The 11,956-nt window shown below is 62.0% G+C and carries 12 protein-coding genes; 4 read left to right on the top strand and 8 right to left on the bottom strand.

The genetic code is table 11. From position 1 onward, the window contains the following. The 4 genes from IGS58_RS15795 to IGS58_RS15780 are packed head-to-tail and all read left to right on the top strand — an operon-like array spanning position 1 to position 4,298. The gene (locus tag IGS58_RS15795) at positions 1-273 is read left to right on the top strand and encodes a flagellar biosynthetic protein FliQ (protein ID WP_034757874.1); all 273 of its coding nucleotides are present in this window, start codon (positions 1-3) and stop codon (positions 271-273) included. Between the two features lie 11 nt (positions 274-284). Continuing rightward, positions 285-1,085 (top strand): flagellar biosynthetic protein FliR, encoded by an 801-nt coding sequence (locus tag IGS58_RS15790; protein ID WP_070253621.1) that lies wholly within the window; start codon positions 285-287, stop codon positions 1,083-1,085. After that, positions 1,075-2,214 (top strand): flagellar type III secretion system protein FlhB, encoded by a 1,140-nt coding sequence (gene flhB, locus IGS58_RS15785; RefSeq protein WP_034787883.1) that lies wholly within the window; start codon positions 1,075-1,077, stop codon positions 2,212-2,214. The genes IGS58_RS15790 and flhB overlap by 11 nt, the downstream gene beginning before the upstream one ends. After that, positions 2,211-4,298 carry a flagellar biosynthesis protein FlhA gene (locus IGS58_RS15780; protein ID WP_070253620.1) on the top strand — a complete coding sequence of 696 codons (2,088 nt, stop codon included), beginning with the start codon at positions 2,211-2,213 and terminating at the stop codon, positions 4,296-4,298. The genes flhB and IGS58_RS15780 overlap by 4 nt, the downstream gene beginning before the upstream one ends. 67 nt (positions 4,299-4,365) lie before the next feature. Here the strand turns inward: IGS58_RS15780 and IGS58_RS15775 are convergent, their stop codons facing one another. The 8 genes from IGS58_RS15775 to IGS58_RS15740 all read right to left on the bottom strand — a co-directional run bounded on the left by IGS58_RS15775 (position 4,366) and on the right by IGS58_RS15740 (position 11,900). Further along, on the bottom strand, positions 4,366-5,472 hold the full coding sequence (locus tag IGS58_RS15775; RefSeq protein ID WP_230521997.1) for a hypothetical protein: 1,107 nt from the start codon (positions 5,470-5,472) through the stop codon (positions 4,366-4,368). Positions 5,473-5,529: 57 nt separating this feature from the next. Further along, entirely contained in the window at positions 5,530-6,405 is an 876-nt protein-coding gene (locus tag IGS58_RS15770) for a flagellin N-terminal helical domain-containing protein (protein WP_230521996.1), read from the bottom strand. 181 nt (positions 6,406-6,586) lie between these two features. Further along, a complete protein-coding gene (locus tag IGS58_RS15765) occupies positions 6,587-7,459 on the bottom strand; it encodes a flagellin N-terminal helical domain-containing protein (RefSeq protein WP_070253617.1) in 873 nt (290 codons plus the stop codon). A gap of 242 nt (positions 7,460-7,701) precedes the next feature. After that, the gene (locus IGS58_RS15760) at positions 7,702-8,577 is read right to left on the bottom strand and encodes a flagellin N-terminal helical domain-containing protein (protein ID WP_070253616.1); all 876 of its coding nucleotides are present in this window, start codon (positions 8,575-8,577) and stop codon (positions 7,702-7,704) included. A 138-nt stretch (positions 8,578-8,715) separates the two neighbouring features. After that, positions 8,716-9,480, bottom strand: a complete 765-nt coding sequence (locus tag IGS58_RS15755) for a class I SAM-dependent methyltransferase (RefSeq protein ID WP_034784226.1) — start codon at positions 9,478-9,480, stop codon at positions 8,716-8,718. Positions 9,481-9,490: 10 nt separating this feature from the next. Then, entirely contained in the window at positions 9,491-9,943 is a 453-nt protein-coding gene (locus IGS58_RS15750) for a GNAT family N-acetyltransferase (protein ID WP_230521995.1), read from the bottom strand. Further along, complete coding sequence (locus tag IGS58_RS15745) at positions 9,943-10,914, bottom strand: hypothetical protein (protein ID WP_034784225.1); 972 nt, start codon at positions 10,912-10,914, stop codon at positions 9,943-9,945. The genes IGS58_RS15750 and IGS58_RS15745 overlap by 1 nt, the downstream gene beginning before the upstream one ends. Next, on the bottom strand, positions 10,911-11,900 hold the full coding sequence (locus tag IGS58_RS15740; RefSeq protein ID WP_070253613.1) for a glycosylase: 990 nt from the start codon (positions 11,898-11,900) through the stop codon (positions 10,911-10,913). Before IGS58_RS15740 ends, IGS58_RS15745 begins: the two co-directional genes overlap by 4 nt. Between the last annotated feature and the right edge of the window lie 56 nt (positions 11,901-11,956).

Genomic DNA, 11,956 nt, shown 5'->3' with positions numbered 1-11,956 from the left:
ATGTTTACCCCTGAAGTCGCCGTCGACCTGATCATCGAAGCGCTGCATGTCGTCATGCTGCTGGTGGTGATCCTGGTCGTGCCGGGTTTGCTCATGGGCTTGCTGGTCGCGCTGGTGCAGGCGGCCACCTCGATCAATGAACAGACCATGAGTTTCCTGCCGCGCCTGCTGGTCACCTTGCTGGCCCTGATCCTGGCCGGACGCTGGATGGCCGGTTACCTGATGGATTATTGCGTGTCCATTTTTCAGCGCGCCGCCACCCTGGTCGGATAGCGCCGCGCGCCATGGATCAGATTTTCAATCAGGTGCTGCCGTTTCTGCTGGCCGTGTGGTGGCCGTTCTGCCGCATCCTGGCCATGCTCAGCGCCTCGCCCGTGATTGGCGACGCCATGGTGCCCGTCCCCGTGCGGGTGCTGCTGTCGCTGGTGCTGGCGATCCTGATGCTGCCCGTGATGCAGGCGTCGGGCGTGTCGCAGGACTTGCTGAAGATCGATCCGTTTTCCCTGCACGCCCTCGTCGCCACCCTGGAGCAGGCCATCATCGGCTTCGTCCTCGGTCTGGCCTTCCACTTCGCCATGTCCGTCATGTCGGTGCTCGGCTACCTGGTGTCGAGCCAGGTGGGCTTTTCGATGGCCGTCATGAACGATCCGCTCAACGGCACTTCGTCGGACGTGATCACGGGTTTGCTCACCATCATGTGCATGATCGTGTTTTTCGCCATCGACGGCCACCTGGTGCTGACGGGCGTGATCGGCGCCAGTTTCACGGCCTGGCCCGTGGGGCAGGGCTACGGGCCGCTGCTGCTGCAGACGGTGGCGTATAACGTGGCGTGGATCTTCGCCGCCGCGATGCTGCTGGCCTTGCCCATCGTCTTTTCCACCATGGTGGTGCAACTGGGCTTTGGCTTCCTGAACCGGGTGGCGCCGTCGCTGAACCTGTTTTCGCTGGGGTTTTCCATGATCACCATGTTCGGCCTGCTGATGCTGATACAGATCGTGCGCTTTATTCCTGAGCACTACATCGCCATGACCAACCGCGTGCTCGACATGATCCAGGAACAGATGCGGGTGGCCCATGGCGGATAGCAGCACTGGCGACAAGACAGAAAAGGCGTCAGCGCAGAAGCTGAAGAAATCGCGCCAGGAAGGGCAGGTGGTGCGTTCGCGCGACCTGTCGACGGCGCTGGGCATCCTGATCAGCATGAAGGTCTTCATTTACCTGCTGCCGGGCTATCTGCTGAGCTTTCGCGAGCTGTTTGCCATGGCCTTCATGCCGCTCGACAGCAAGGGCGCGCTGGAAAATGCCATGTCGATGGCGTTTACGACATCGGTGGGCTTGCTGATCAAGATGATCGTGCCGCTGTTTTGCGTGCCCCTGTTTGTTGTGCTCGGTTCATTGATTCCTGGCGGCTGGGTCATCAGCACGAAGAACTGGATGCCGAAGATGGAACGCCTGAGCCCCGCCAAGAACCTGGGCCGTCTGTTTGCGCCCAAGCATGCTTTTGAATTCGGCTTGTCCATCGCCAAGGCCGTCGTGCTGGGCATGGTGCTGGTGCATGTGAGCCGCTCCAGCCTGACGCAGTACGTGGACTTGCAGCACCGGCCCTTGCAGCAGGCCATGCTCGATGGCTCCGCGCTGATGCTCGACGGCCTGATGGCGCTCATTTCCGTCTTCGTCCTGTTTGCCATCATCGACGTGCCGGCGCAGGCGTTTTTCTTCGCCCGCAACCAGCGCATGAGCAAGCAGGATGTCAAGGAAGAGCATAAAAGCAGCGAAGGCCGGCCCGAAGTGCGCCAGCGCATCCGCCAGCTGCAGCAGCAGATCGGCCGGCGCAGCGTGCGCAAGACCGTGCCCGACGCCGACGTGGTGATCGTCAATCCCGAGCACTACGCCGTCGCGCTGAAGTATGACCAGGACCGCGCCGAGGCGCCGTTTGTCGTGGCCAAGGGCGTCGACGAGATGGCGCTGTATATCCGGCAAGTGGCGAAGGAGCACCATATTGAAACGCTGGAGTTGCCGCCGCTGGCGCGCGCCATCTACAACACCAGCCAGGTGCAGCAGCAGATTCCCGTGCAGCTGTACCAGGCCGTGTCGCAGGTGCTGAACTACATCCTGCAATTGAAAGCATTCCGGTCCGGGCAGCGTGCTGCCCAGCCCGTATTACCCACCGAGATGGCCGTGCCATCTCATCTGAGCGAGGTCGTACCGCCATGAATTTCCTGAACCGAGTGGTTGCTGAAATGCGCCGCCACAAGTTCGCCACGCCGCTGTTCCTGCTGGTGATCCTGGCAATGATCATCTTGCCGCTGCCGCCGGTGCTGCTCGATATCTTGTTCACTTTCAATATCGTGCTGGCACTGATCGTCATCCTCGTCAGCGTGTCGGCCAAGCGGCCGCTCGATTTCTCCGTCTTCCCGACGGTGATCCTGGCCACCACCATGCTCAGGCTGACCTTGAATGTGGCGTCGACGCGCGTGGTGCTGCTGCACGGCCATACGGGCGCGGATGCGGCCGGTAAGGTGATCGAGGCATTTGGTAACGTGGTGATCGGCGGTAACTTCGTCGTCGGTATCGTGGTCTTCGTGATCTTGATGATTATCAACTTCGCCGTCGTCACCAAGGGTGCCGAGCGTATCTCCGAAGTGTCCGCGCGCTTTACCCTCGACGCCTTGCCGGGCAAGCAGATGGCCATCGATGCCGACCTGAACGCCGGCTTGATCAACCAGGAAAAAGCCCAGATCCGCCGCAAGGACGTGGCCGCCGAAGCGGATTTCTACGGCGCCATGGACGGCGCGTCGAAGTTCGTGCGCGGCGATGCCGTCGCCAGTATCCTGATCCTGATCATCAACATGGTGGGCGGCGTGGCCATCGGCTCGCTGATGCACGACCTGTCGTTTGGCGATGCCTTCCGTCAATACGCACTCTTGACCATCGGTGATGGCCTGGTGGCGCAGATTCCGGCGCTGCTGCTGTCGGCCGCGGCCGCCATCCTGGTGACCCGCATCAGCGATTCGGGCGATTTCGAACAGCAAGTGGCAGGCCAGGTGCTGACGTCGCCAACGGTAATCTACAGCGCGGCCGGCATGATGGTGGCGCTGGCCCTGATTCCGGGCATGCCATGGTTCATGTTCATGACCTTTGCCGGCGTGCTGGCTTTTGTTGCCTGGCGCCTGACCAAGCGCGTGAAAGGACCCGACGCGGCCGGCATGGCCGCCATCGAGGCAGCCTTGCGCGACGAGCGTCCGGCCGAACTGGAGTGGCAGCAACTGCCTGCCGTGCAGCCCTTGATGGTGATGCTTGGCTACAAGCTGGTTGGCATGGTGGATAAAACGCAAGGCGAACCGCTGAACAAGCGCGTCAAGGGCGTGCGCCAGAGCTTGTCCGAGGCGATGGGCTTGCTGCTGCCGAATATCGGCGTGCGCGATGATCTGGCCCTGAAGCCGTCGCAATACGCCATCGTGCTGTCGGGCACCGTGGTGGCGCAGGCGGAAGTGCAGGCTGACCGCCTGATGGCGATCCCGTCGCCGAACGTGTATGGCCAGCTGGACGGCATTCCCGGCATCGAGCCGGCCTACGGCATGCCCGTCACGTGGATCGAACCGGGTGAAAAGGCGCATGCGCTGGGCCTCGGCTACCAGGTCATCGAGGCGCCCAGCGTGATCGCCACGCACTTGTCGAAGATGGTGCGCGAATACCTGCCTGAACTGTTCCGCCACGAAGACGTCTCGAACATGATGGAGCGCCTGACGGCCCTGTCGCCGAAACTGGCTGGCGCGCTTGACAAGGCGCTGACGCACACGCAACTGCTGCGCGTGTTCCGCGTCTTGCTGGCGGAAAATGTGTCGCTGAAAGATATCGTGCCTATCGCCACCACCTTGCTCGACAGCTCGGAAACGACCAAGGATCCGATCCTGCTGGCGGCCGAAGTGCGCTGCGCGCTGCGGCGCCAGATCGTCAGCGGGCTGTTTGGCCAGAAGATGGAAATGCAGGCGTTTAACCTGGGCGGCGAGCTGGAAAACATGCTGCTGGGCTCCCTGAACCAGGCACGCCAGTCGGGCAAGGTGACCCTGGATAACTATCCGATCGACCCGCATCTGCTGTCGCAGCTGCAAGTGAACATGCCGGTGGCGCGCGAACAGATGAAGCAGCAGGCCACGCCGCCGCTGCTGCTGGTGCTGCCGCAGATCCGTCCGCTGCTGGCCCGCTATGCGCGCCTGTTCGCGCCTGGCCTGCATGTGCTGTCATACAACGAAATCCCGGAAAACCGCGAAGTGAGCATCATCGGCACGGTGGGATAGGACGGTGACATGAAAAGAAAAACGGCGCTTCGGGCGCCGTTTTTTTTGCTGTATCAATTCTGTTGCGTCAATCCTGTTCGTCGATGGGCGGCAGCAGGTCGTGCTCCTGGCCGTCGGCCAGCAGCAGTACGGTGCCGCCTTGTGCCGTCTCTTCGTCGTCGCCATAGTCGTAACCGAGCGGCGCCGCCACTTCCTTCGAGACGGCGATGGTTTCCTCTTCGGCCGCCGCCGCGGCTTCGCTGGCAGCGGGCGCATCGGGATTGGCCGCCGCTTCCGCTTCCGGTTGCGTCAGCAGCAGCGCCACTTCGGCCATGGCGCGGAACAGGGCCAGCGACAGCGAGGCGGCGCCCGCCTGCATCGGGTAGTTGCCGTGCACGCGCTGGGCATGCAGCTGGCGGTTCAGGCGGCAGCGCACCACGCGCAGGCCCGCGCGCCGCACGGCGTCGGCGATCTCGGGCAGGGCCAGGCGCAAATGGCGCAATGCGGCTTCCTCGTCGGCGGCCAGTTCCAGCAGTACGCCGTCGCCGGCCGGCTCCATCTGGATCACGACCCGGCCGATGCCGATGATGATCAGTTCGACGCGCAGCGCCGCCTTGCCGCGCCGCCTGGGCGTTGCATCTTCGTCTTCGTCGCTGGCCAGCACGCGCAGCAGCAGGCGCTGGCCGCCCCAGCCATATACGGCGAAGCGCCATGCTTCGCTGTCGACGCTCAAGGGCGGGCGGGCGCCTTCGCGCAGCAGGGCCGGTTGCTGCTCGGCCATGAACAGGTTGCCCGGCACGTGCTGGCCGCGCGCCTGCTCCTGCAGGGCCGCATATTGCTCGCCATACGTCTTGACCATCACGCGCCACGAGGCGGCCAGCTGCGCCGCGTCGGGCGGTTGCCAGACCAGCTGGCGCGTGAAGAACAGTTGATTGACCTGCATGGCGCTGCTGTCGCGCGGCATGGCGCCGCCCGTGCCATCGGCATTCGGCTTGATGAGGGACGCCAGGCTGTCCTGTCCTTTCTGTTGCAGCTGGGCGGGCAGGGTGCCGGCGTCGGGCGCTGGCGCCATGTAGGGGCCGATGGGCACCAGCGGCTGGACCACGCCCGGCACCATCGGCGTCGCGGGGCTGACGTCGAAGCGCTGGGTAATCAGGGGCACCGGGTTGCCCGATGAGATGCGGTCTATCGCCATGCCATTGCTTCCTGCTGATACATATTCATCCGATCCGCCATCGCGCCCTGCCAGTCACTATTGTAATAAAGAAAGAATCAGCTTGCTCATGCTCTGGCTTTGCTTGAGCATGGCCGTGCTCGCTTGCAGCAGCATTTGGGCCGAGGTCATGTTGGCGCTTTCGGCCGCGTAATCGACATCCATGATGCGGCCGATGGCGGCCCTGGTATTGGTGATCATGTTCGACAGGTTGTTGTAGACGTGTCCGAGCCGGTTCGCGGTGGCGCCCAGCGCCGAACGCACGCTGCCGACCTTGTCGACGGCCGCCGCCAGCATGTCGATCATGCCGTTGGCGCTGCTGTTGCTGGTAAATTCGCTGCCGGCTGTGGCGCCCGGCGCGAAATTGACGGAGATCGCCTGCAGGGCGGCATCCAGGCCGGCCATGTCGCCCGCCACGTTGAACTGCATGGTCTCGCTGCCGGTGGCGCCGATCTGGAATGTCATGGCTTGCGACAGGGTGCCCTTGCCGGCGCTGCCGTTGCCCAGCAATAAAGTGCCGCCGTAGCGGGTGTTTGTCATCACGTTGTACAGCTCGGCGCCCAGCGCATCGTATTCGCCCTGCATGGCCTCGCGGTCCTTCTGGTTCGACGAGGCGTCCGCCGCCTGGGTGGCCAGGTCCTTCATGCGCACCAGCATGCTGGTGACTTCGCCAAACGCGCCTTCGGCCGTCTGCAGTAGGGAGGTACTGTTTTGCGTGTTGCGCATGGCCACTGCCATGCCGCTGGTCTGGGCGCTCAGCCTGGTGGCGATCTGCAAGCCTGCCGCATCGTCCATGGCCGAGTTGATGCGAAAACCGGTGGAGAGGCGCGTCATCGACGTCGACAGCATTTGCTGGGCCCAGCCCATGGCCCGCTGGGCTGACAGTGCGGCAGTATTGGTATGAATGCTCAGCACGCGGCGGCTCCAGTAGGCGATTGTTCGGTGTTCTACCTTGTATAGGCGACTATGCCGGCAACATCGTTAAACGTGATGGCAATTTAGTTCAATATGCGGGAAATGCCAGACACGGCAGGCGAAAAAAAAGCCAGACCGGAGTCTGGCTTCGAGAGACTGGCCGCGAGCGGCCAAGTCACTATTATTGCAGCAGGGACATGACCATCGAGGACATGCTGTTGCTTTGTTTCAGCATCGCGGTGCCAGCTTGCAGCAGCATTTGCGACGACGTCATGTTCGAGCTTTCGGTAGCGAAGTCGGTGTCCATGATGCGGCCGGTAGCGGCTTTGGTGTTGGTGGCGATGTTCGACAAGTTGGTGTTGACGTGGTCCAGACGGTTGGCCGTCGCGCCCAGTGCCGAACGCACGGTGCTGACGCTGTCGATGGCGGTAGCCAGCAGGCCGATGGTGGCATTGGCGGAAGCGGTCAGTTCCGTGGAAGTCGTCGTGCCTGCCGACGAGAAGTTCGTGCTCAAGCCGCTCAGGGCGGTATTCAGCGCGCTCAGATTGGCGGAGACGTCAAAGCTCATTTTTTCGGTCGAGCTGGCGCCGATCTGGAACGTCATCGAAGCCGACAGCGTGCCATTGCCGGCTGCGCCGTTGCCCAGCAGCTTGGTGCCGCCGAACGTGGTGTTGGTCATGACGTTGTACAGTTCCTGGCCCAATGCATTGTATTCAGCTTGCATGGCGGTCTTGTCGTTGGCGGTCGACGAGGCATCGGCTGCCTGGGTTGCCAAGTCTTTCATGCGTACCAGCATGTTGGTCACTTCGGCGAACGCGCCTTCAGCCGTTTGCAGCAGCGAGGTGCTGTTTTGCGTGTTGTTCATTGCAACGGTCATGCCGCTGGTTTGTGCTTTCAGGCGGGTTGCGATCTGCAGGCCGGCAGCATCGTCCATTGCCGAGTTGATGCGGAAGCCGGTGCTCAGGCGCGTCATCGAAGTCGACAGTTTGGATTGGGTATTCGTGATCGAATTTTGTGCCGACAGGGAGGCAGCGTTGGTGTGAAGGCTCAGCATGGTGTCATTCCTAATTGGGTGGTTGCGGTGAGGAGCGACTTTTAGCTGCTCCTATCAGTACAAGACGACCGTGCCGCCACCTTAATTAAATGCTTTAAGGAAATTTTTTGAAATAAATGCCATTTCTTGCTCCGCCGGCCTGTTTGGCCCGTGTTGCGGCATGCTTGCGCCAGCTGCGCACGAAAAAAAAGCCAGACCGGAGTCTGGCTTCGAGAGACTGGCCGCGAGCGGCCAAGTCACTATTATTGCAGCAGGGACATGACCATCGAGGACATGCTGTTGCTTTGTTTCAGCATCGCGGTGCCAGCTTGCAGCAGCATTTGCGACGACGTCATGTTCGAGCTTTCGGTAGCGAAGTCGGTGTCCATGATGCGGCCGGTAGCGGCTTTGGTGTTGGTGGCGATGTTCGACAAGTTGGTGTTGACGTGGTCCAGACGGTTAGCCGTCGCGCCCAGTGCCGAACGCACGGTGCTGACGCTGTCGATGGCGGCGGCCAGCTTGCCGATGGTGGCGTTGGCGGTGGCGGTCAGTTCCGTGGCGCCGGTCGATGCGGCAGCGGCGAAGTTGGTGCTCAGGCCCGTCAGAGCTGCGTTCAGCGAGGTCAGGTTGCCGGAAACGTCGAAGCTCATTTTTTCGGTCGAGCTGGCGCCGATCTGGAACGTCATCGATGCCGACAGCGTGCCAGCCGTAGCAGCCGAACCGTCGCCCAGCAGCTTGGTGCCGCCGAACGTGGTGTTGGTCATGACGTTGTACAGTTCCTGGCCCAATGCATTGTATTCAGCTTGCATGGCGGTCTTGTCGTTGGCGGTCGACGAGGCATCGGCTGCCTGGGTTGCCAAGTCTTTCATGCGTACCAGCATGTTGGTCACTTCGGCGAACGCGCCTTCAGCCGTTTGCAGCAGCGAGGTGCTGTTTTGCGTGTTGTTCATCGCAACGGTCATGCCGCTGGTTTGTGCTTTCAGGCGGGTTGCGATTTGCAGGCCGGCAGCATCGTCCATTGCCGAGTTGATGCGGAAGCCGGTGCTCAGGCGCGTCATCGAAGTCGACAGTTTGGATTGGGTATTCGTGATCGAATTTTGTGCCGACAGGGAGGCAGCGTTGGTGTGAAGGCTCAGCATGGTGTCATTCCTAATTGGGTGGTTGCGGTGAGGAGCGACTTTTAGCTGCTCCTATCAGTACAAGACGACCGGGCCGCGGCACTTATTAAATGCAATGAGGAAATATTTTTATTTTTTCCCCGCATATCGACTGACGGCTCAAACCGCTGGTGCCGGTGCCGTGGGGCCGCGCGTGCAGAGCAGGAAAATACTCGAGCATAAATCCGGATATTGCTGGCCTAATTGATAACAGCCATCCAGGTAGGCGGGAGAAATGATGTCTGTCTGCAGCAAGCGATCCCATTGGAAATTGGCCAGGGCCTTGAAGAAGATGCCGGAGCGGTGCACCACGTTCAGGCCAGCGGCGCGCGCATCGCGTTCCAGGGTATCGAGCGTGTAGGTGCAGCGGTGGCCATGTTCGGCCTCGGCCGGTGTGACGGCCGTATTGTGGCTGATCAAGCCCATTTTGACGGCGATCTGGCGCGACGGTGCGTTCGCGTTGGGGCAGACGAGGAAAAAACTGCCGCCGTCGGCCAGCCATTCGTCATTGATGCGCTTGAGCACCGCAACGGGATCATCGATATGTTCCAGCACGTGCGTGAGCACGATATTGTCATATTTGCGCGGCAGGACGGCCTGTTCGAAGCGCGAGACGATGATCTGCGCCGCCGTGCCCAGTTTCGCGCGTGCCTCCGCGGCGGCCACTTCGGACGCCTCGACGCAGGTGATGTCGTCGAAGTGGCTGGCCAGGCGCCGCGTCAGGTCGCCCTTGAAGCTGCCCAATTCAAGCAGGCTGCCAGGGCGGAAAAAAGGCTGGAACGACGTCAGCATATAGGGATGCATGACATCGAAATCGAAGCCGTACGCATATTTCCTGGCCTGGCTGTCGATCATTTCTTGATTGTAATCACGTGTATTGGTCATGGCGGTCTCGCTATGGGTGAATTAGTTGTAGCTGCATGCGCAGCATCGTGCCTTCCGCCGGGCCGGCCGGCAGGAACCCCGCTGCGCCATACAGGGCAAGTGCGGCATGGTTGTCGCCGGCCACTTCCAGGGAGGCGTGCCGCATGCCATCGCGGCGCGCCTGTTCCAGGCACAGTTCCAGCAGGCGGCCCGCGATGCCCAGGCGCCAAAAGTCGCTGAGTACGCTGACATTGCTGATGTGGACGGTTGCCGACGCGTCGTGTTGGTAGGCGGCCAGCAAGCCCGCCAGGCGCGGACCCGACCACGCCTCGTAGCGCAGTGCCCGCGCATGCAGCTTGCTGACATAGGCGCCCAACTCCGTGCGCGCGCGCAAAGCGGCCAAAAAACCGGCATCGCAGGCCAGGAAGTGGGCCAGCAGCGCGTCTTCACCCGCTTGCCCGTGCCGGTAGTCGAGCACTGGCATCATTGTTCCAGCACGGCCAGGCCGAAGCCGTGGCGGCCGAACTGGTTGCCGTTGTAGAGCAGGTAGACTGCGCCGTCGCATTCGAACACGTGCGGATAGCATTGCATGTCGCTATCCCATGCGCCATCAGTGCCGTGCAGCGCCGGTTGCTCGTCATCGCGCGTCCAGTTGACCAGGTCGTCGGACCAGGCATGGCCGATGCGGTAGCCGCGCCCGCTGTTGACACGGAAATCCGACGATTGGCGATAGCAGAAGAACATGTGGTGGCGTCCGTCGATCGTCACCACTGTGGGCAGGGCCTGGCTTTCGTCGGCGCCGAGCCGGTCGCTGATGATCTGGCGTGCCTCTTCCTTGGTCCAGTTGATGCCGTCGCTGGAGACGGCATGGCCGATCTTGTAGGTGCGGTCGGGCGCGCTGTCGGCGCTGTAGCGGCGCCAGCCCGTGCCGAAGATGTACCACATGTGGAACACGTCGCCGATGCGCTTGACGAAGCCATCGCCGACCAGGCAGGGTTCGTGCAGGGACGGGCCCAGTACGGGGCCTGGGCCGATGCGTTCGAACGTGAGGCCATCGTCATGGCTGATGGCCAGTCCGATGGCGGTATCCACGGACACGGAAACGCGCCGGTTCCAGCCGCAGGTGTAGCCATACACGGCGTCGCCATGGCGCATGACGCTCATGGGAAAAATGCCGTGTTCATCGAAGCATCCCAGGGCGCCCAGGGCGATGACGGGCTGCTGCGCCACTGCAATGACGGTACGCAAGTCCTTTTGCATGTCGACGAAGGCGATATGGCTCAGGTACTTGCCGTTCACGGGGTCCACCGCGCGGGTCGAGAAATAGATGCGCACGAAGTCGTCGAAGACCAGCGCCTGCGGCGACTGGGCGAAGTGCTGGCAGCCATTTGGCAGGACGTGTTCGGCGGGATCGAAGATATGGCCCAGCTTTTTCCACTGCAGGGTCTTGCTCATGCGAGGTTTCCTTCCAATACGGCCAGGCCGAAACCGTGGCGGCCCACCTGGTCGCCCAGGTAAGCCATGTAGATGCTGCCGTCGAGCTCGAAGACATGCGGATAGCTGATCATTTCAGCATCCCAGCCTTCCTCGGCCACGTCGATGCCCGCCTTGCTGTCGTCGCGCACCCAGTCGAGCAGGTTGCTGCTGGATGCGTAGCCGATGCGGTAGCCAAATTCCTTGCCGCGGTAATTGCCGCTATAGCGATAGCAAAAGAACATGTGATACTTGCCATTCGCATAAAACACGTCGGGGCTGGCTTGCGCCTCGTCGGCCTCGACGCGGCTATCGATCAGGTCGCGGTTGACCTTGTTCCAGTGCAGCCCATCGTCGGAGGTGGCCATGCGGATCTTGTAGACAGGCTCGGCGCGGCCATCGACCATCTTCCAGTTGCTGCCTGCGATATACCAGAGGTACCAGAGGTCGCCGAAACGGCGGATCTTCGGTCCGCTGAGGACGAATGGCTCGTCGGGCGTGTAGGGCAGCACGGGACCTTTGCCCAGCTTGCTGAAGGTGACGCCGTCGTCGTCGCTGACGGCGCCGCCGATGGCCACGTTGAAGGGCACGGATTCGCAGCGCGTCCAGCCCGCGTAATAGGCGCGCACCTGGCCGCCGTCGCGGATCACGGAGACAGGATAGGTGCCGAATTCATCGAACTCGCCCAGGCCGCCCAGGGCGAGAATCGGCTGCTCGCTGACCCGGCGTATCTTGAACAGGTCGCTGCGTTCGAGATCGACAAAGGCTGAATAGCTGACGTACTGGCCCTGTGCGTCGGGGCCTGGGCGGCACGAGAAGTACACGCGCACGTAGTCGTCGAACACGAGCGTGGCAGGCGCCTGGGCAAATTCCTTCAGCCAGGGCCGTCCTTCGACGGCCTGGGGCGTGAATACCTTGCCGAGTTTTTTCCAGCGGAAGGGCGCTTCGCGTGGGGAGGATTGAATCATTGTTATTCCTTGCTTGCGCCGGGCGCGTCCACGGCTGGCATGGCGTGGATGCCTGC

It is taken from the genome of Janthinobacterium sp. EB271-G4-7A, from assembly GCF_020858075.1.
GTDB classification, from domain to species: Bacteria; Pseudomonadota; Gammaproteobacteria; order Burkholderiales; family Burkholderiaceae_D; genus Janthinobacterium; species Janthinobacterium lividum.
The sequence above is the reverse complement of the archived record's forward strand: the minus strand, read 5'-3'. Positions and strand labels throughout refer to the sequence as shown.